Below are 17,869 nucleotides of genomic sequence, written 5' to 3'. Positions count from 1 at the left end.
TTTTTAGGTCAGCGGTTGAGCACCGCGACGCACTCGATGTGGTGGGTCAGCGGAAACGAGTCGAAGACCCGGATCTCCTCGACGTGGTAGCCGTGCCGCAGATACAGCCCGACGTCACGCGCGAATGAAGCTGCCTCGCAACCGATGTGGATGATCCGCGGGACGTCGGCGGCCGCGATCTGGTCGATCACCTCGCGGTTGGCGCCCGTGCGCGGCGGGTCGAGCACCGCGACGTCGGCCCGCTGATGTTGCGTCGCGAGCGCCCGGCGTACCGAATCGGTGATCACCGACACGGATTTCAGATCGGCCAGGGCCGCGCGCGCCGATCGTGATGATCCGCGTGACGTGTCGACCGTGACGACATGCCCGCTCTCCCCCACCTGTTCGGCGAGGGACGCGGCGAACACGCCCGCACCGCCGTAGAGATCCCACGCCGTCATCCCGGGCTCCAGCTGCGCCCAGCCCGCGACCAGATCGCTGTAGAGCGCCGCGGCCTCGCGGTGCGCCTGCCAGAACGCGGTGACGGGCACGCGCCACACGCGAGAACCGATGCGCTGCACAGCCTCGTACTGGCCGTCGACCACACGTGTCGGGCTCTTGCGCCCGTTCTTGGGGCCCGACTGCACGACGTGGCGGGTGCCCTCGGAATCCAGCGCGAGATGCAGTTGCGCTCCCCCGGGCACGCGCAGGTCGTCGAGGCCGTCGACCATTCCCGACGGCAATTGTGCGCAGCCGAGGTCGGTGACCAGGTCGGCGCTGTGGTAGCGGTGGAAGCCGGGCCGACCGTCGGCGGTGGTGTCCAGGCGCACCCGGGTGCGCCACCCGGTGGCCGCGCCGGAGCCGACAGGCTCGGCGGTCGCCGAATCCTCATCGCGCCAGTGGTATCCCCCGAGCCGCGACAGCTGGTTGGCCACCACCGCGCCCTTGATCCGCCGAGAGGCGTCAGGCGTCGCGAACGCCAGATCACAGCAGCCGGCACCGTCGACGCCGGCGATCGGGCACAACGAGTCGACACGGTCGGGCGACGGGTCGATCACCTCGACAACCTCGGCACGCCAGAATGATCCGCGTTCGTCGACCACGCGCACCCGGACGGTCTCGCCCGGCAGGGCGTATCGGACGAATACCACGCGCCCGTCATGGCGGGCCACGCAACTGCCACCGTTGGCCGGGGCCCCGGTGGTGAGGGTCAGTTCTGTCACTCCAAGAATCCCCTGCGCGCGTCTCCTGGCGCCGACTGGCGCTGAATTGCCTTGAGCCGCTCAGAGGAGGTGAGCTGCCACGGCACCGAGGTCACCATAACGTTGGGCATGAACAACAACCGGCCTTTGAGACGCAGCGCACTCTGATTGTGCAGGATTTGCTCCCACCAGTGTCCCACGACGTACTCCGGGATGAACACCGTCACCACGGTGCGCGGCGACTCCTTGGTGATGCGCTTGACGTAGTCGAGCACGGGCCGGGTGATCTCGCGGTAGGGCGACGCGATCACCTTGAGTGGCACGGCGACGTCGCTGCCCTCCCACTCGTGCACCAGCGCGCGGGTCTCGGCGTCGTCGACGCTGACGGTGATGGCCTCCAGCACGTCGGGACGCGTCGCGCGCGCGTAGGCCAGCGCGCGTTTGGTGGGCAGGTGCAACTTGGACACCAGTACCACTGCGTGGTTGCGGCTGGGCAGGACGATGTCGTCCTCGTCTTCGGCCTGCGCCTCGAGTTCGCGTGCGACGGTGTCGTAGTGCCGGTGGATCAGCTTCATCAGCACGAACAGCGCGACCATCGCGAGGATCGCTATCCAGGCGCCCGCGACGAACTTCGTCACGACGACGACCACGAGCACCGCACCCGTCGCGGTGAGCCCCACGGTGTTGATCGCGCGTGAGCGCATCATGCGCCGCCGGATCGCCGGATCGGTCTCGTTGCGCAGCAGCCGGGTCCAGTGGCGCACCATGCCGATCTGGCTGAACGTGAACGACACGAACACGCCGACGATGTAGAGGTGGATCAGCGCGGTGACCTCGGCCCCGAACGCCACCACGAACGCGATCGCGGCGAGCGCCAGGATCAGGATGCCGTTGGAGAACGCGAGCCGGTCACCGCGCGTGTGCAGCTGCCGCGGCAGGTAACGGTCCTGGGCGAGAATCGATCCCAGCACCGGGAACCCGTTGAAGGCCGTGTTGGCGGCCAGACACAGGATCAGCGCGGTGACCGTCGCGATGAGGTACAGGCCGAGCGGGAAGCCGTGGAAGACCGCATCGGCGAGTTGGGCGATGAGCGTCTTCTGGTGGTAGTCCGTCGGCGCGCCGATGAGCTGGACGTGCGGATGCTCGGCGATCTGCACGCCTGTGGCCTTGGCCAGCAGGATGATTCCCATGAACAGCGTGACCGCGATCACGCCGAGCAGCAGCAGCGTCGTCGCCGCGTTGCGGGACTTGGGCTTACGGAACGCGGGCACGCCGTTGCTGATCGCCTCGACACCGGTCAGGGCCGCCGAACCCGACGAGAACGCGCGCGCCACCAGGAACACCAGGGCGAAGCCGAGCACCTCGCCGTGTTCGGAGTGCATCTGGAAATCGGCCGACTCGGCGCGCAGCGAGTGGTCCAGTACGTAGATCTGGAACAGGCCCCAGCCCAGCATGATGAACATGCCGGCCATGAACAGGTAGGTGGGGATCGCGAAGGCCACGCCGGATTCCCGGATGCCACGCAGGTTCATCGCGGCCAGCAGCAGGATCGCGATCACCGCGAACAGCACCTTGTGATGGGCGACGAACGGTATGGCCGAGCCGATGTTGGACATCGCCGACGACATCGACACCGCGACCGTGAGCACGTAATCGACCAGCAGTGCGCTGGCCACGGTCAGCCCCGCGGTCGGGCCCAGGTTGGTGGTCACCACCTCGTAGTCGCCGCCACCCGACGGATAGGCGTGCACGTTCTGCCGGTAGCTGGCGATCACGATGAGCATGACGGCCGCGACCGCGAGCCCGATCCACGGTGTCATCGTGTACGCCGAGAGTCCGGCGACCGAGAGCACCAGGAAGATCTCCTCGGGCGCGTAGGCGACCGAGGACAGCGCGTCGGAGGCGAAGACCGGGAGCGCGATCCGCTTGGGCAGCAGCGTGTGGGACAGCTTGTCGCTGCGGAACGGCCGCCCGATGACCAGTCGGCGCGCTGCGGTCGAAAGCTTGGACACGAGTGCCAAGAGTAAGCCTGAAGCCAGACGACCGTGAGAAAGCTGTAGCGTTCCGAGTGCACGGGTTGCGATAGCGTCGTCTCTCCGCCGCCGAAAGGATGCACTGGTGCGTGTAGTTGTCATGGGATGTGGCCGCGTCGGCGCCTCTCTCGCCGACAGCCTGGCCCGGATCGGCCACGAGATCGCCGTCATCGACCGCGACGCCACCGCTTTCCACCGCCTTTCCCCCGACTTCGCGGGTGAGCGGATCCTGGGTATGGGCTTCGACCGCGATGTGCTGGTACGGGCCGGGATCGAGGAGGCCGGGGCGTTCGCGGCCGTCTCCTCGGGTGACAACTCGAACATCATCGCCGCGCGTGTGGCGCGTGAGACCTTCGGCGTGCAGCGCGTCGTGGCGCGGATATACGACGCCAAGCGCGCCGCGGTGTACGAGCGGCTGGGCATCCCGACCGTGGCCACGGTGCCGTGGACCACCGACAGGTTGCTCAACGTCCTCACGCGCGAGACCGAGACCACCAAGTGGCGTGACCCCACCGGCAGCGTGGGTGTCGCCGAACTCGACCTGCACGAGGGGTGGGCGGGCCGCAAGGTCACCGATCTGGAAGCCGCCACGGGTGGACGGGTCGCGTTCATGATCCGCTTCGGCAACGGGTATCTGCCCGATGCCAAGACCGTCATCCAGTCCGGCGACCAGGTCTACCTGGCCGCGGTGTCCGGGCACATCGCCGAGGCGCTGGCCATCGCCCTGCTGCCGCCCTCAGACGACCTGGATTCCGAATGAGCCGCCGCGGCGGAATGTTTGAGGAGGTGTGCCGCCGATGAAAGTCGCCATCGCCGGTGCCGGTGCGGTCGGCCGTTCGATCGCCCGCGAACTGCTCGAGAGCAATCACGAGGTGACGCTGCTGGAGCGCAACCTCGACCACATCGACGTCGACGCCATCCCGGCCGCGCACTGGCGCCTGGGCGATGCGTGTGAGATCACGATGCTCGAATCCGTGCGCCTCGAAGAGTTCGATGTGGTGATCGCGGCGACCGGCGACGACAAGGTCAACGTGGTGGTCAGCCTGCTCGCCAAGACCGAGTTCGCGGTGCCCAGGGTGGTGGCCCGCGTGAACGATCCGCGCAACGAATGGCTTTTCGACGAGAACTGGGGCGTCGACGTCGCGGTGTCGACGCCGCGCATGCTCGCGTCGCTGGTCGAGGAGGCCGTCGCCGTCGGTGACCTGGTGCGGTTGATGGAGTTCCGCAAGGGCCAGGCGAACCTCGTCGAGATCACGCTGCCCGACGACACGCCGTGGGGTGGAAAACCGGTGAAGCGCCTGGAACTGCCGCGCGACGCGGCTCTGGTGACGATCCTGCGCGGCGCGCGGGTGATCGTGCCGGAGGCCGACGAACCGCTCGAAGGTGGTGACGAACTGCTGTTCGTTGCGACCACCGAGGTCGAGGACGAACTGCTTGAGGTTCTGCTGCGGCCCACGCGGCGTTAGCCCGCGTGCGGTTCGGCCCCCGATTCGGCGGCGGGCTCGGACCCCGAACCGGTCGCCGCATCGATGTGGCGGGCTGCCTGGTGCTCCCGCACAGCACGCTGCGCGCTGCGGATGGCCAGATACGTCACGAGTGCCGCGACCGCGGTCAACGGCCACCCCATCGCGATGCGGGCCACGCCGAGCCACGTCGTCTCGTCGGCGTCGTACAGATGGTTCTGCACCACGAATCGCGACCCGAACACCGCGACCCAGGTGAGCGTGGCGATGTCGAACGCCCGCACTGCTTTCCGCACATCGCGCCAGCCCGCGTCGTCGGTGTGCACCCAGCCCCAGATGTATCCGACCACCGGGCGGCGGATCAGCACCGAGATACCGAACACCACCGCATAGATCAGCGACGACCAGATGCCAAGCAGGAAGTAGCCTTTCGACTCCCCGACCATGTAGGCGATCAATGCGCTCACACCGACGGCGAAGAACCCCGAGATCGCGGGCTGCACCGAGTCGCGGCGGATCAACCGCCAGATGAGGATCAGCGTGGCGACGGCAAGAGCCGAGACGATCGCGGCCGTGAGCCCGAAAAGCGAAGAAACCGGGACGAATACGACGACCGGCAATGAGGAATAGATGAGGCCGCTGATCCCGCCCATCTGTTCGAGGACGGCACGGCCTCCACGCGCACGAGGTACTTCCGCCTCGCCCGCGGATTCTGGGAGTGGGCTGTTGTCGGCCTGGGTCACTTCTGAATTTCGTAGTGCGGGTTGTAGATCGCTTTCGCGCCGTTCTCCAGCTTGCCGACGCGACCGTGCACCCGCAGGGTACGGCCCTGTTCGATACCGGGGATGCGGCGCTGTCCGAGCCACACCAGCACCACCGTGTCGGTGCCGTCGAACAACTCGGCTTTGACGCCCCCCGAACACGCCTTGGTGTTGCACTCGACGCTGCGCAGGGTCCCGACCATGGTCACTTCCTGGCCGCGCTGACAGTCGATTGCCTTCTGGGCGCCGGTGGTGGCCGCTTCTTCACTGAGCTCTTCCACGTCGAGCTGCTCGGGGTCTTCTGTCAGGCGTCGAGTAAGCCGGCGCAGATACCGTTCGGCCGTAGCCATGGCCTCTCCTGACTTCTCGCGGATCCACCGTGGATCTCTCCCAACCAACCGCCACGGTAACCCTCTTGGTCTCCGATTGCCACGTTGGGGTGGGGTCGCCACGCCGAGGTTTTCGCCGACAGGCACCATCATGTGATGAGCGTCATCCTGCGCGGCGTCACAACCGTTCTGCTGCCCGGCACCGGCTCCGACGACGACTACGTCTACCGGGCGTTCTCGACCGCATTGCACGAGGTCGGCGCACCCCTGGTGACCCCGCCCCCGCAGCCGGGCCGGCTGGTCGCGGGATATCGCGACGCGCTCGACAACGCCGCGCGGTCAGGGCCGATCGCTGTCGGCGGCGTGTCGATAGGCGCCGTGGTGGCCCTGCGGTGGGCACTGAACCATCCGAATGCGGCGGTGGCCGTGCTGGCCGCCCTGCCGCCGTGGAGTGGCGCCCCCCACGACGCGCCCGCGGCGTTGCTGGCCCGCCAGTCGGCGCTGTCGTTGCGCCGCGACGGACTGGGGGCGACCGTCGCCGAGATGCGCAGGAACAGTCCGGCCTGGCTGGCCGACGAGCTCGCCCGCTCGTGGTTGGGCCAGTGGCCCGCGCTGCCGGAGAGCATGGAGGAGGCCGCGGCCTATCACGCGCCGGAATGCGCGGAACTGGAACGGCTCACCGTGCCGATGGGTGTGGCAGTGGCGACCGACGACCCCGTACATCCGGCCGAGGTGGGGTATGCGTGGGTTTCGGCCGCGCCCAGGGCGGCGTTGCGCACCGTGACGCTCGAACAGATGGGTATCGACACCGGTTCGCTCGGCGCGGCGTGTGTGGCCGCGCTGGGTGACGTCTGACCGAGCCGCGCGTGACCGGCGCTGTGGGCCCTGCCGGCGGGTTCAGCCGCCCGTGATGGTGCGCAGTTGCTGCATCGCCGAACCCTGGGCGCTGCGCCGGGCTACCGGCTCGGGCGGCTGAGGCTGCTCGCCCTCCTGCTGTTGCGGCTGCTGGGCCGCCGGGTTCTGCTGCGCGGCGGCCTGAGCGGCCGCGGCGGCGCGCAACTGGGCGGCCATCGGCTCGGGCAGCTGGATCGGCAGCGGGGTGCGCACCGGCATCGGCGTGTCGCCGCGGCGGATCACGGCGTCGGTCAGTGCCGCCCTGGCCTCGGCCGCGAGGGCGTCGACGGTCTCGGGGACGCCGTTGACCACGCACCGCACCATCCAGCGGTAGCCGTCGACGCCGATGAACCGCACGACACCGCCGTTGCCTGCCCCGACCACCTCGCGGCCCCACGGCCCGTCCTGCACGCTCACCGATGTGGCGTCCTTGCGCAGCGACTCCGCCAGCTCGGAGGCCACCTCGCGCCACAGACCCGCGGTCTTGGGCGCCGCGTAGGCCGCGATGGTGAACCGTCCGTTGGGCGTGACCACCCACACCGCGCTGGGCGCCCCGGCCTCGTTGAGCTCGACCTGCACCTGCCCGCCGTCGGGCATCGGGATCAGCACCGAACCCAGGTCCAGCCGGCCCTGGGCCGCGACCGCGGGGTCGTCGAAATCCTCGATGTCGAACGGACCCTGCAGGTCCTCATCGGGCTGTTCGTCGGCCGCCGAGGGGGCGGCATGTGCCGCCACGGGCTGGTCGCCGGTCCGCTTGTCGTCCGCTGCGCTCTTCTTGCGCTTACCGAATGCCATCACAAACTCGCATGTCCGCCGGAGGAACCGTGACCGCCGTCGCCACGGGTTGTGTCCGCCAAACCGGCCTCGTCGAACGAGGTCACCTCCACCAGCTCGGGAAGTTCCACCCGCTGCACGAGCAGCTGGGCGATCCGGTCGCCGCGGCTGATCACGACAGGCGTCTGCGGATCCAGGTTGATGAGCGAAACCTTGATCTCACCGCGGTAGCCGGCGTCGATCGTGCCGGGGCTGTTGACGATCGAAAGACCCACCCGCGCAGCCAGACCCGAACGCGGGTGCACCAGGCCGACCATTCCGTGCGGTATGGCGACCGCGATACCGGTCGACACCAGGGCCCGCTGCCCGGGGGCCAGTTCGACGTTCTCCGCGCTGTAGAGGTCGACGCCGGCATCACCGTCGTGCGCCCGCGTGGGCATCGGAAGCTCGCGGTCCAATCGGACGACCGCCAGAGAGGTGGACACGACGTCACAGATTACTCTGAGCCGCGTGTCGGACACGCGCGCAACCACCCAAACCACGCGGTATCGCGAGCGGTTGTGGGTGCCTTGGTGGTGGATTCCCATCGCCGCGGGATTCGCGGCGCTGATCGCCTTCGAGGTGGTCATGGGGGTGTCGAGCATCCCGGCCTGGGTTCCGTATGCCGTGCTGCTGCCGGTGGCAGCCGCGGTGCTGCTGTGGTTCAGCAAGACCGAGGTTCGGGTAGTGAGTTCGCCCGATGGCGACAACGAGCTGTGGGTGAATGCGGCGCATCTGCCGAGGTCGGTGGTCGCGCGCAGCGCCGAGGTGCCGAAATCGGCGAAGTCGGCGGCCCTGGGCCGTCAGCTGGATCCCGCGGCCTACGTCGTGCACCGCGCCTGGGTGGGCCCGATGGTTCTGGTGGTTCTCGACGATCCGGACGACCCCACCCCGTACTGGCTGGTCAGCACTCGTCACCCGGATCGCCTGCTGGCGGCGTTGAACGCCTGATCGAATCGGTCTGCGGCCGGTCAGGCCGCGCAGTCGGTGCAGATCATCACGCCGTTCTTCTCGCTGGCGAGACGGCTGCGGTGGTGCACCAGGAAGCAACTGGAGCAGGTGAATTCGTCGGCCTGTTTCGGGACCACCCGGACCGAGAGTTCCTCTCCGGAAAGGTCCGCCCCCGGGAGTTCGAAGGACTCGGCGGTCTCCGCCTCGTCGACGTCCACCACAGCGGATTGCGCCTCGTTGCGCCGTGCTTTGAGTTCCTCAAGCGAATCCTCGGAAACATCGTCAGTCTCTGTGCGCCGCGGGGCGTCGTAGTCGGTAGCCATCGTCTGTGTCCCCTCCCTTACCTTGCAGCAGAGCTTTGTACCAGCGTCGAACGCATTCCCCAAACGATTCGTGCCCGTATTGCCACACGTTCCAGTGTGATTTACATCACACCACTGTCTGAGCTCGCGCGCCACACCTGGCGACCATGGCTTTAGAGTGTCGGAGTGGTCGCGCAAATCACCGAGGGCACAGCCTTCGACCGTCACGGTCGCCCTTTTCGCCGTCGAAACTACATCCCCGGCATAGTGCTGTTCGTCGCGCTCGCCGTGGTGACGCTGATGGTGTGGGTGATGGCGCTCAATCAGCCCATCGATGTGCAGCAGGCGCTGGAGTGCAACGACCCGCCGCCCGCCAGCGATCCCGCCGCCCCGAAACTCGGCAAACAAGTGGCGCCCTCTGACATGACGGATGTGACCCCGGCCCCGCTCGCCGAGACCAAGATCAGGGTGCTCAACGCGAGCGGCCAGGGCGGTCAGGCCGGCGAGATCGCCAGCGAACTGCGCGATCTCGGGTTCGCACAGCCCGACGCGGCCAACGACCCGATCTACTCCAGCACCCGCCTGCAGTGCCAGGGCCAGATCCGGTTCGGGCCGTCGGGCCGCGCGGCCGCGGCCGCGGTCTGGCTGGTGGCGCCGTGCACTGAGCTGTTCGAGGACGAAAGGCCCGACGCCACAGTGGATCTGGCGCTCGGAACCGAGTTCAGCGAGCTCAGCAGCAGTGACGACATCAAGGCCGTGCTGGCGAGCCTGCGTCCCGACGCCACCCAGCCGGCCGACTCGTCGCTGGTGTCAAAGATCCATACCGGCGCCTGCTAGCGCGTCGCGCAGCGCCGTGGCGACCCCCGGTGCCGCGGCGATCACCTTGCCGCCACCGCCACCGGCGGGCAGCCACACCGTCGCCCCGGCCTCGGCCGCGATGAGCGCCGCGGCCGCCCAGTCCCACACGTGCACGCCGTCCTCGTAATAGGCGTCGAGCTGGCCCGCGGCCACCATGCACAGATCCAGCGCGCACGAACCCAGCCTGCGCATGTCCCGCACCGTGGGCAGGATCTGCGCGAGCACCTGGGCCTGGCGCCTGCGCGCCTCGTGCGAGTAGGAGAAGCCCGTGCCCACCAACGTCATCGCGAGGTCGTCGACGGCACTGCACCGCAGCGGCGTCGTCACCCCGTTCTGGCGCACGTGCGCACCGCCGCCCAGCGCGGCCGAGTAGACCGCGCCCGCCGACACGTGCGCGACGGCTCCCGCGATGGACCGCCCGTCCAACTGGACGGCGATCGACACCGCATAGGCGGGTATGCCGTAGACGAAGTTCACCGTGCCGTCGATCGGGTCGAGCACCCAGCTCAGCCCCGCGCGACCCTCCTGCTTCCCGCCTTCCTCCTCCCCGAGGACGTGCTCCCCCGGCCGCAACACCGCCAGCCGCTCGCGCAACCACCGTTCGGTCTCGGTGTCGACGACGGTCACCGGGTCCGTCGGCGTGCTCTTGGTCCGCACGGCCTGCCCGCCGGCCGCGTCGTCGTTGGACGCGCCCGCGGCGCCGAACACCTCGGCGCGACGTCGAAGGACCAGTTCTGCGGCTTCGTCTGCCAACTGCTCGGCCACGGCCCGCAGCTCGGCTGGATCGGTGCTGTTCTCGGTCACCGCTCTATCGCAACATGTCCGCCTGGAAAAGTCGCTCAGAGGGATGGCAGAGCGCACGCACGCGCGTCCGCGAGCAACTAGGGTGAGGCGCGTCGCCTGCCAGTCCACCCCTCCCGACCTCCACACCGGCCCCCGAGCCGGCATTGCCTGTCCCGCAAAGGAGCTCCCATGACCGCACAAGATCAGCCCACGGCCGATCCGACGACCGCAGGGACCACCGGCCGCCGAGGATTCGGCGTGGACGTCGGCGGCAGCGGGGTCAAGGGCGGCATCGTCGACCTCGACACCGGCAAACTCGTCGGTGAGCGGTTCAAGCTCGACACGCCGCAGCCCGCGACTCCTGAGGCGGTCGCCAAGACCGTCGCGGCCGTGGTGCGCGAGTTCGGCTGGACCGGGAAACTCGGCGTGACCTATCCCGGCGTGGTGACCGGCGGCATCGTCCGCACCGCCGCCAACGTCGACAAGGGGTGGATCGGCGTGAACGCCGTCGAGACCATCAGCAAGGCGCTCGACGGTCAGGAGGTGACCGTCCTCAACGACGCCGACGCCGCAGGCCTGGCCGAGGAACGGTTCGGCGCGGGCAAGGACAACAGCGGCGTGATCGTGCTGCTCACATTCGGCACCGGCATCGGATCGGCCGTGATCCACAACGGTGTCCTGTTGCCCAACACCGAATTTGGTCACCTCGAGGTCGGCGGCAAGGAAGCCGAGCACCGCGCCGCCTCGTCGGTCAAGGAACGCAAGGACTGGAGCTACTCGCGGTGGAGCGAGGAGGTCACCAAGGTCCTGATCACGATCGAGAACGCGATCTGGCCCGATCTGTTCATCGCGGGCGGCGGTATCAGCCGCAAGGCCGACAAGTGGATCCCGATGCTGAAGAACCGGACGCCCGTCGTCGCCGCGGCCCTGCAGAACACGGCGGGCATCGTCGGCGCGGCGATGGCGTCGGTGGTCGACGTCCAGGCCACCGGCGGGCAGCAACTGTGATCCGGTGTGCGACTCGCGGCAAATTGCGCCGGTCGGCGCGGTAGGACCCGCGGTGACGTTACAATGGACGTCGGCGGCCGCCTACCGAATAGCGGTGAGTATCCCAGCCGATAACAACGCCAACATTCGTTAGCAGACGCTTCCGGTGAAGCATGCCCATGCCCACCGGGAATTCGTAAGACCGAAAGGGTGTACGTGGCAGCGACAAAGGCAAGCCCGGCAACCGAAGAGCCGGTGAAGCGCACCGCTACCAAGACCCCCGCCAAGAAGGCCCCAGCCAAGCGGGCAGCCAAGAGCGCCGCGGCGAAAGCCGGCGGCAAGGCCCCGCCAAGAAAGCCCCGGCCAAGCGGGCCGCCAAAGGCACCGCTGCCAAGCCCGAGGACGGCGTCACCGACGACCTTGAGGTGACCGACGATCTCGAGGCTGAGCCCGGCGAGGATCTCGACGTCGAAGACACCGACCTGGAACTCGACGACCTCGACTCCGACGACGACACCGCAGTCGAGGACGAGGAAGAAGAGGCCGATGCCGCGACGCCCGCCGTCGCGACCGCGAAGGCCGCCGACGACGACATCGACGAGCCGTCCGAGAAGGACAAGGCGTCCGGCGACTTCGTGTGGGACGAGGAAGAGTCCGAGGCCCTGCGACAGGCACGCAAAGACGCCGAGCTGACCGCATCGGCCGACTCGGTCCGCGCCTACCTCAAGCAGATCGGCAAGGTGGCCCTGCTCAACGCCGAAGAAGAGGTGGAGCTGGCCAAGCGCATCGAGGCGGGTCTCTACGCCACGCAGAAGCTGGCCGAACTCGCCGAGAAGGGCGAGAAGCTGCCAGTGCAGCAGCGCCGCGACATGCAGTGGATCTGCCGCGACGGCGACCGCGCCAAAAACCATCTGCTGGAGGCGAACCTGCGCCTCGTGGTGTCGCTGGCCAAGCGCTACACCGGCCGCGGCATGGCGTTCCTCGACCTCATCCAGGAAGGCAACCTGGGCCTGATCCGTGCGGTCGAGAAGTTCGACTACACCAAGGGCTACAAGTTCTCGACCTACGCCACGTGGTGGATCCGCCAGGCCATCACGCGCGCCATGGCCGACCAGGCCCGCACCATCCGTATCCCGGTGCACATGGTCGAGGTGATCAACAAGCTCGGCCGTATCCAGCGTGAGCTGCTGCAGGACCTGGGCCGCGAGCCCACGCCCGAAGAGCTCGCCAAGGAGATGGACATCACGCCCGAGAAGGTGCTGGAGATCCAGCAGTACGCGCGTGAGCCCATCTCGCTGGACCAGACCATCGGCGACGAGGGTGACAGCCAGCTCGGTGACTTCATCGAGGACAGCGAGGCGGTCGTGGCCGTGGACGCCGTGTCGTTCACGCTGCTGCAGGACCAGCTGCAGTCCGTGCTGGAGACGCTGTCCGAGCGTGAGGCCGGCGTCGTGCGCCTGCGCTTCGGCCTGACCGACGGCCAGCCGCGCACGCTCGACGAGATCGGCCAGGTATACGGCGTCACGCGTGAGCGCATCCGCCAGATCGAGTCCAAGACCATGTCGAAGCTGCGCCACCCGAGCCGTTCGCAGGTGCTGCGCGACTACCTGGACTAGAAGAACTCCTGACGCCGACGGCGGACCGGACATCTCCGGTCCGCCGTCGGTGTGTTCGCGGCGCGCGTCCTCCGACACGACGAGCAACCACGCACGGTGCGCTGCGCAGCGCTGTTGTGACACAGGGCAATTCAGGTGCCCGCCCGCCGTGCGGAGCCTAGGGGCGAAAACCCTTCCCGCTCAATGTGATTGCGCATCAGTACCGGACTGTACGTGCCCCGGTTCCGGCCTGTCCGGATCTGATGGCGTCCCGGACCCACGCAATGGCCCGCCACCACCCGCGGCGCGCCGGGCACGCCGAACCGTTTCGTGAACGCCTCGCCCCGGATCAGGCAAGCGGTGAAAAGGTGCCGTCGGGGCCCGGCAGATACGCCGTAACAATCATCACAGCATCGACCGGCAGTGGGCCGTACAGATGCGGGAACAGCATGGCTTCCGGATCCGTTGGAACACCGTGCTCCCATCGAACCGGCGCCGTGAGTTTGGCGGGGTCGATACGGAGCAACACCAGGTCCCGGCGGCCCGCGTAGAGACGATTCGCGGGCAGATGTACCTGCTCAGGGGCGGAAAGGTGGACGAAGCCCTGCGCGTCGAGCGATTCGGGCCGATGTTCGCCGGACTCCTGGGCGCGTCGCCAGTCCTCGGCGCTGCACAGGTGGACGAGAACGCTCGGCTCGGCTGGGGGCGGATTCATACCGCCAGCTTGCCGGGCCGGCAACACGGCGTGGACGTGAGACACGACACACCGGTAAAGCCCTGGGGAACAACGCCGGAAGCCAAAACGTCTGACAGAGTAGAGATACGCACATCGGCACTTTGCCGAAGTCGCGCAGAAGAGAGACGGAGGAGCCATGAACGCAACTCTGACAAGCCCCGAGCTGACCAGAGCTGACCGCTGCGATCGTTGCGGTGCGGCGGCTCGTGTACGGGCGAAGTTGCCGTCCGGAGCCGAGCTCCTCTTCTGCCAGCACCACGCGAACGAGCACGAGGCCAAGCTGATCGAGTTGTCGGCCGTCATCGAAGTGAGCCCGGTCGAAGCCTGAGCACGCGACACGCACCGCTGAGAGTCACCCTTCTGGGCAGGAGCACACCTCGTCAGTAATGCTGGTCTGGTCATGACTGGCCAACCGCTTCCGGTACCACCTTCACGCCACCACATTCGGCACATCGCGAAACGTACGTTGTCGAAGAGCTGGGACGACTCGATCTTCTCCGAGTCGGCCCAGGCGGCGTTCTGGTGCGCACTGTCGCTACCCCCGCTTTTGTTGGGGATGCTCGGAAGTCTGGCCTACATCGCACCGCTGTTCGGACCGGAGACACTTCCGACGATCCAGAATCAGCTGATCACCGCCGCGAACAGCTTCTTCTCCCCCAATGTCGTCAACGAGATCATCGAACCGACGATCCGGGACATCGTGAAGGGCGCACGCGGCGAGGTCGTCTCGATCGGGTTCGTGATCTCGTTGTGGGCCGGTTCGTCCGCGGTGTCGGCGTTCGTGGACTCGATCGTCGAGGCCCACGATCAGACGCCGCTGCGGCATCCGGTGCGCCAGCGTTTCTACGCGCTGGGCCTGTACGTGGTGATGCTGGTGGGGGCCATCGCGGCGGCGCCCCTCGTCGCGCTCGGGCCCCGCAAGATCGCCGAGCAGTTGCCCGACAGCTGGGACAACGCCCTGCACTACGGCTACTACCCGGCGCTGTTCTTCGCGGTGGCCCTGTTCGTGACGGTGCTCTACCGGGTCTCGCTTCCCGAGCCGCTGCCGACGCATCGGCTGCTGCTGGGCACCGTCCTGGCCACGGTGGTGTTCCTGGTGACGACGGTCGGCCTTCGCGTGTACCTGACGTGGATCACCAGCACGGGTTACACCTACGGCGCGCTGGCGACACCGATCGCGTTCCTGCTGTTCGCGTTCTTCCTCGGCTTCGCGATCATGATCGGCGCTGAGTTGAACGCCGCGATCCAGGAGGAGTGGCCCGCCGCGGACACCCACGCCACGCGCGTGCGCAAGTGGATCGAGACCAGGGCGCGCAACGGCGGCGCCGAGGAACCGGTGCGGGACGAGCCCGACCCGGTGCCCGGCGCCGCCGAGGAACCGTCTGCTTCGTGACTACTACTTCTTGAGCGACTCGTAGATGCGCTTGCAGTCGGGGCACACCGGGGAGCCCGGCTTGGGCGACTTGGTCACGGGGAACACCTCGCCGCACAGCGCGACCACATGCGTGCCCATGACCGCACTCTCGGCGATCTTGTCCTTCTTCACGTAGTGGAAGAACTTGGGAGAGTCGCTGTCGGTCCCGTCGTCGACGCGTTCGTCGGTGTCGGTGCGCTCAATCGTCTGGGTCTGCATACACATATTGTGCCTGGCCGGGCCGGACGAGGAAATCCAGCTGTTTACGCGGCGTCCAGGTGTGAAACAGTAGGGGTATGAAACAAAGCCACGAGCTGAGTTTCGACGACGATTTCGATGCCGAAGCCCGCCCGGTCCTCATCACCCGCGCTGCCCCCGCATACGAGGTGCAGCACCGCCAACGTGTCCGTAAGTACCTGACGCTGATGGCATTCCGCATCCCGGCTCTGATCCTGGCTGCGGTCGCCTACAACATCTGGGAGAACGGGCTCATCTCTCTGGCGATCATCGCGGTCTCGATCCCGCTTCCGTGGATGGCCGTGCTCATCGCCAACGACCGTCCGCCTCGCAAACGCGAGGAGCCGCGCCGGTACGCCGGCCGCGGCGAGAAGATCCCGTTGTTCCCGACGGCGGAGCGGCCCGCGCTGATGTCCGATCTCAACCGCGAACCGGAAGCGCCACCGCAACCGGGGACAGCAGATTTTCGGGGTCATCCGGCCAGCTGAGAGGCTTCTGTCGCTATTCTCAGGAGAATCTCAGGTCGGCGTCAAAAAAGTGCAGGTCAACACGTATGAAAACGACGGCAGGTGGGAACTCTTCGGGGGCATGACACGTTGTAAGTCATGACAGTTCGAGCCGATCAGGAGGCCGTCATGGCAAATGCCACCACAAGCCGCGTTGACACCGATCTGGATGCCCAAAGCCCGGCAGCAGACCTCGTGCGCGTATATCTGAACGGCATCGGCAAGACCGCATTGCTCAATGCCGCAGACGAAGTAGAACTCGCCAAGCGCATCGAGGCCGGGTTGTACGCGCAGCATCTGCTGGACACCAAGAAGCGACTGGGCGAGGCGCGCAAGCGTGATCTCCAAGCGGTGGTCCGCGACGGCGAGGCGGCACGGCGACACCTGCTCGAGGCCAACCTGCGCCTCGTGGTCTCGCTGGCCAAGCGCTACACCGGTCGCGGGATGCCGTTGCTCGACCTGATCCAGGAGGGGAACCTGGGTCTGATCCGGGCGATGGAGAAGTTCGACTACACCAAGGGCTTCAAGTTCTCCACGTACGCCACGTGGTGGATCCGGCAGGCCATCACCCGCGGCATGGCCGACCAGAGCCGCACCATCCGGCTGCCCGTCCACCTCGTCGAGCAGGTCAACAAGCTCGCCCGCATCAAGCGTGAGATGCACCAGAACCTCGGGCGCGAGGCCACCGACGAGGAACTCGCCGAAGAGTCGGGTATCCCGGTCGAGAAGATCAACGACCTGCTTGAGCACAGCCGCGACCCGGTGAGCCTCGACATGCCGGTCGGAACCGACGAGGAAGCGCCGCTGGGCGACTTCATCGAGGATTCCGAGGCCATGTCCGCCGAGAACGCCGTCATCTCGGAGCTTCTGCACACCGACATCCGTTACGTGCTCGCCACGCTCGACGAGCGCGAGCAGCAGGTCATCCGCCTGCGGTTCGGGCTCGACGACGGTCAGCCCCGCACCCTCGACCAGATCGGCAAGCTGTTCGGCCTCTCGCGTGAGCGGGTCCGCCAGATCGAGCGCGAGGTCATGGCGAAGCTCCGCAACGGCGAGCGTGCCGACCGCCTCCGCTCCTACGCGAGCTGATGCGGTCGAGCCGCCGGCTCGATGCGACAACGAAAGCGACATCAGGATGTGCCCGCCGCGACGCGGCGGGCACATTCGTGTTCGCACCGGCGTCGCAGCACGCGCGGCGATGGCAGCGTGCAGGGCAAACGGCCAGGTGGGGCCTGTGACCCGCGCGGCGCGGATGCGCCGCAGTTCAGGCCGCAAAAACGGTAGACTGTTCGTTGAGTTTGGGCTGGGAAGGCGCGCATGAACGATCTTGTCGATACCACCGAGATGTACCTGCGGACGATTTACGACCTCGAGGAAGAGGGCGTCGTGCCGCTGCGGGCGCGCATCGCCGAGCGACTCGACCAGAGTGGCCCCACCGTGAGCCAGACGGTCTCGCGCATGGAGCGCGACGGTCTGTTGCACGTCGCGGGTGACCGGCACCTCGAACTGACCGACAAGGGCCGCGCTCTCGCGGTGGCCGTGATGCGTAAGCACCGGCTCGCCGAGCGGCTTCTGGTCGACGTGATCGGCCTGCCGTGGGAGGACGTCCACGCCGAGGCGTGCCGCTGGGAGCACGTCATGAGCGAGGAGGTCGAGCGCCGGCTGGTCCAGGTGCTCGACAACCCCACCACCTCCCCGTTCGGCAACCCCATCCCCGGGCTGACCGAGCTGGGCGTCACGCCGGGCGTCAACACCGAGGACGTGAGCCTGGTCCGCCTCACCGAGCTTCCGGTCGGCATGCCGGTGGCCGTGGTGGTCCGCCAGCTGACCGAACACGTGCAGGGCGATACGGACCTCATCGGGCGGCTCAAGGAGGCCGGCGTGGTCCCCAACGCGAGGGTGACGGTCGAGGCCAACAACAACGGCGGCGTGATGATCGTGATCCCCGGCCACGAGCAGGTCGAGCTGCCGCACCACATGGCCCACGCCGTCAAGGTCGAGAAGGTCTGATCCGCCGCGGAGGCCT

Annotated in this window: 21 protein-coding genes and 1 pseudogene; 12 read left to right on the top strand and 10 right to left on the bottom strand. The window is 67.6% G+C overall.

The genetic code is table 11. The features are described 5' to 3' along the window. Nucleotides 1-8: 8 nt before the first annotated feature. Together AT701_RS13945 and AT701_RS13940 are read right to left on the bottom strand one after the other, a co-directional pair. Nucleotides 9-1,202, bottom strand: coding sequence for a class I SAM-dependent RNA methyltransferase (locus AT701_RS13945; protein WP_011728572.1), 1,194 nt, complete (start codon nucleotides 1,200-1,202; stop codon nucleotides 9-11). Further along, nucleotides 1,199-3,202 (bottom strand): APC family permease, encoded by a 2,004-nt coding sequence (locus AT701_RS13940; protein WP_197668920.1) that lies wholly within the window; start codon nucleotides 3,200-3,202, stop codon nucleotides 1,199-1,201. The genes AT701_RS13945 and AT701_RS13940 overlap by 4 nt, the downstream gene beginning before the upstream one ends. Nucleotides 3,203-3,299: 97 nt before the next feature. Between AT701_RS13940 and trkA the strand changes: the two genes are divergently transcribed. Both trkA and AT701_RS13930 read left to right on the top strand, forming a co-directional pair. Beyond that, nucleotides 3,300-3,974, top strand: a complete 675-nt coding sequence (trkA, locus tag AT701_RS13935; RefSeq protein ID WP_058126036.1) for a potassium uptake protein TrkA — start codon at nucleotides 3,300-3,302, stop codon at nucleotides 3,972-3,974. A gap of 37 nt (nucleotides 3,975-4,011) precedes the next feature. Then, complete coding sequence (locus tag AT701_RS13930) at nucleotides 4,012-4,680, top strand: potassium channel family protein (protein ID WP_003894154.1); 669 nt, start codon at nucleotides 4,012-4,014, stop codon at nucleotides 4,678-4,680. On the opposite strand, the gene AT701_RS13925 is transcribed toward AT701_RS13930, so the two are convergent. Both AT701_RS13925 and AT701_RS13920 read right to left on the bottom strand, forming a co-directional pair. Beyond that, nucleotides 4,677-5,420 (bottom strand): DUF3159 domain-containing protein, encoded by a 744-nt coding sequence (locus AT701_RS13925; RefSeq protein ID WP_058126035.1) that lies wholly within the window; start codon nucleotides 5,418-5,420, stop codon nucleotides 4,677-4,679. The genes AT701_RS13930 and AT701_RS13925 overlap by 4 nt on opposite strands. Next, nucleotides 5,417-5,788: an OB-fold nucleic acid binding domain-containing protein gene (locus AT701_RS13920; RefSeq protein ID WP_003894152.1), complete on the bottom strand. Its 372-nt coding sequence runs from the start codon at nucleotides 5,786-5,788 to the stop codon at nucleotides 5,417-5,419. The genes AT701_RS13925 and AT701_RS13920 overlap by 4 nt, the downstream gene beginning before the upstream one ends. Before the next feature lie 135 nt (nucleotides 5,789-5,923). Between AT701_RS13920 and AT701_RS13915 the strand changes: the two genes are divergently transcribed. Continuing rightward, a complete protein-coding gene (locus AT701_RS13915; RefSeq protein ID WP_003894151.1) occupies nucleotides 5,924-6,622 on the top strand; it encodes an alpha/beta hydrolase in 699 nt (232 codons plus the stop codon). Nucleotides 6,623-6,664: 42 nt separating this feature from the next. Here the strand turns inward: AT701_RS13915 and AT701_RS13910 are convergent, their stop codons facing one another. Both AT701_RS13910 and dut read right to left on the bottom strand, forming a co-directional pair. Then, complete coding sequence (locus tag AT701_RS13910; protein WP_003894150.1) at nucleotides 6,665-7,456, bottom strand: DUF3710 domain-containing protein; 792 nt, start codon at nucleotides 7,454-7,456, stop codon at nucleotides 6,665-6,667. Further along, entirely contained in the window at nucleotides 7,456-7,920 is a 465-nt protein-coding gene (gene dut / locus AT701_RS13905; protein WP_011728566.1) for a dUTP diphosphatase, read from the bottom strand. Before dut ends, AT701_RS13910 begins: the two co-directional genes overlap by 1 nt. A gap of 25 nt (nucleotides 7,921-7,945) precedes the next feature. Here dut and AT701_RS13900 point away from each other — a divergent pair, with 25 nt between their 5' ends. Beyond that, nucleotides 7,946-8,425, top strand: coding sequence for a DUF3093 domain-containing protein (locus tag AT701_RS13900; RefSeq protein WP_058127617.1), 480 nt, complete (start codon nucleotides 7,946-7,948; stop codon nucleotides 8,423-8,425). Between the two features lie 20 nt (nucleotides 8,426-8,445). Here AT701_RS13900 and AT701_RS13895 read toward each other — a convergent pair whose 3' ends face one another. After that, on the bottom strand, nucleotides 8,446-8,748 hold the full coding sequence (locus tag AT701_RS13895; RefSeq protein WP_011728564.1) for a DUF4193 domain-containing protein: 303 nt from the start codon (nucleotides 8,746-8,748) through the stop codon (nucleotides 8,446-8,448). Nucleotides 8,749-8,913: 165 nt separating this feature from the next. On the opposite strand from AT701_RS13895, the gene cei reads away from it, so the two are divergent. Then, a complete protein-coding gene (gene cei / locus AT701_RS13890) occupies nucleotides 8,914-9,564 on the top strand; it encodes an envelope integrity protein Cei (RefSeq protein WP_003894145.1) in 651 nt (216 codons plus the stop codon). Here cei and AT701_RS13885 read toward each other — a convergent pair. Then, nucleotides 9,538-10,389, bottom strand: a complete 852-nt coding sequence (locus AT701_RS13885) for an inositol monophosphatase family protein (protein ID WP_003894144.1) — start codon at nucleotides 10,387-10,389, stop codon at nucleotides 9,538-9,540. The two genes, cei and AT701_RS13885, sit on opposite strands and share 27 nt — an antisense overlap. 168 nt (nucleotides 10,390-10,557) lie before the next feature. Here AT701_RS13885 and ppgK point away from each other — a divergent pair, with 168 nt between their 5' ends. Beyond that, on the top strand, nucleotides 10,558-11,376 hold the full coding sequence (gene ppgK / locus AT701_RS13880; RefSeq protein WP_003894143.1) for a polyphosphate--glucose phosphotransferase: 819 nt from the start codon (nucleotides 10,558-10,560) through the stop codon (nucleotides 11,374-11,376). A 195-nt stretch (nucleotides 11,377-11,571) separates the two neighbouring features. After that, nucleotides 11,572-12,971: pseudogene (locus AT701_RS13875) on the top strand (RNA polymerase sigma factor). Between the two features lie 328 nt (nucleotides 12,972-13,299). Here AT701_RS13875 and AT701_RS13865 read toward each other — a convergent pair. Further along, nucleotides 13,300-13,665 (bottom strand): DUF952 domain-containing protein, encoded by a 366-nt coding sequence (locus AT701_RS13865; protein ID WP_011728561.1) that lies wholly within the window; start codon nucleotides 13,663-13,665, stop codon nucleotides 13,300-13,302. Between the two features lie 157 nt (nucleotides 13,666-13,822). On the opposite strand from AT701_RS13865, the gene AT701_RS13860 reads away from it, so the two are divergent. Beyond that, on the top strand, nucleotides 13,823-14,014 hold the full coding sequence (locus tag AT701_RS13860) for a DUF7455 domain-containing protein (RefSeq protein ID WP_003894140.1): 192 nt from the start codon (nucleotides 13,823-13,825) through the stop codon (nucleotides 14,012-14,014). Between the two features lie 72 nt (nucleotides 14,015-14,086). Continuing rightward, nucleotides 14,087-15,079 (top strand): YihY/virulence factor BrkB family protein, encoded by a 993-nt coding sequence (locus tag AT701_RS13855; RefSeq protein ID WP_058126034.1) that lies wholly within the window; start codon nucleotides 14,087-14,089, stop codon nucleotides 15,077-15,079. A gap of 3 nt (nucleotides 15,080-15,082) precedes the next feature. Here AT701_RS13855 and AT701_RS13850 read toward each other — a convergent pair whose 3' ends face one another. Further along, the gene (locus tag AT701_RS13850) at nucleotides 15,083-15,319 is read right to left on the bottom strand and encodes a DUF3039 domain-containing protein (RefSeq protein WP_003894138.1); all 237 of its coding nucleotides are present in this window, start codon (nucleotides 15,317-15,319) and stop codon (nucleotides 15,083-15,085) included. A gap of 77 nt (nucleotides 15,320-15,396) precedes the next feature. On the opposite strand from AT701_RS13850, the gene AT701_RS13845 reads away from it, so the two are divergent. The 3 genes from AT701_RS13845 to AT701_RS13835 all read left to right on the top strand — a co-directional run bounded on the left by AT701_RS13845 (nucleotide 15,397) and on the right by AT701_RS13835 (nucleotide 17,853). Next, on the top strand, nucleotides 15,397-15,825 hold the full coding sequence (locus AT701_RS13845) for a DUF3099 domain-containing protein (protein ID WP_058126033.1): 429 nt from the start codon (nucleotides 15,397-15,399) through the stop codon (nucleotides 15,823-15,825). A 147-nt stretch (nucleotides 15,826-15,972) separates the two neighbouring features. Beyond that, nucleotides 15,973-16,932, top strand: a complete 960-nt coding sequence (locus AT701_RS13840) for a sigma-70 family RNA polymerase sigma factor (RefSeq protein WP_003894135.1) — start codon at nucleotides 15,973-15,975, stop codon at nucleotides 16,930-16,932. A 228-nt stretch (nucleotides 16,933-17,160) separates the two neighbouring features. Then, nucleotides 17,161-17,853, top strand: coding sequence for an iron-dependent transcriptional repressor DtxR (locus AT701_RS13835; RefSeq protein WP_003894134.1), 693 nt, complete (start codon nucleotides 17,161-17,163; stop codon nucleotides 17,851-17,853). Nucleotides 17,854-17,869: the final 16 nt, after the last annotated feature.

This window comes from Mycolicibacterium smegmatis, from assembly GCF_001457595.1.
Lineage (GTDB): Bacteria > Actinomycetota > Actinomycetes > Mycobacteriales > Mycobacteriaceae > Mycobacterium > Mycobacterium smegmatis.
Note: the sequence above shows the minus strand (reverse complement) of the source record. Positions and strands in the feature narration are given on the sequence as shown.

Bases quoted from the DNA above. Each gene is read 5' to 3' on its own strand.
- AT701_RS13930 (WP_003894154.1), top strand. From the start codon at position 4,012: ATGAAAGTCGCCATCGCCGGTGCCGGTGCGGTCGGCCGTTCGATCGCC.
- AT701_RS13920 (WP_003894152.1), bottom strand. From the start codon at position 5,788: ATGGCTACGGCCGAACGGTATCTGCGCCGGCTTACTCGACGCCTGACA.
- AT701_RS13915 (WP_003894151.1), top strand. From the start codon at position 5,924: ATGAGCGTCATCCTGCGCGGCGTCACAACCGTTCTGCTGCCCGGCACC.
- AT701_RS13910 (WP_003894150.1), bottom strand. From the start codon at position 7,456: ATGGCATTCGGTAAGCGCAAGAAGAGCGCAGCGGACGACAAGCGGACC.
- AT701_RS13895 (WP_011728564.1), bottom strand. From the start codon at position 8,748: ATGGCTACCGACTACGACGCCCCGCGGCGCACAGAGACTGACGATGTT.
- ppgK (WP_003894143.1), top strand. From the start codon at position 10,558: ATGACCGCACAAGATCAGCCCACGGCCGATCCGACGACCGCAGGGACC.
- AT701_RS13865 (WP_011728561.1), bottom strand. From the start codon at position 13,665: ATGAATCCGCCCCCAGCCGAGCCGAGCGTTCTCGTCCACCTGTGCAGC.
- AT701_RS13860 (WP_003894140.1), top strand. From the start codon at position 13,823: ATGAACGCAACTCTGACAAGCCCCGAGCTGACCAGAGCTGACCGCTGC.
- AT701_RS13855 (WP_058126034.1), top strand. From the start codon at position 14,087: ATGACTGGCCAACCGCTTCCGGTACCACCTTCACGCCACCACATTCGG.
- AT701_RS13850 (WP_003894138.1), bottom strand. From the start codon at position 15,319: ATGCAGACCCAGACGATTGAGCGCACCGACACCGACGAACGCGTCGAC.
- AT701_RS13845 (WP_058126033.1), top strand. From the start codon at position 15,397: ATGAAACAAAGCCACGAGCTGAGTTTCGACGACGATTTCGATGCCGAA.
- AT701_RS13840 (WP_003894135.1), top strand. From the start codon at position 15,973: ATGGCAAATGCCACCACAAGCCGCGTTGACACCGATCTGGATGCCCAA.
- AT701_RS13835 (WP_003894134.1), top strand. From the start codon at position 17,161: ATGAACGATCTTGTCGATACCACCGAGATGTACCTGCGGACGATTTAC.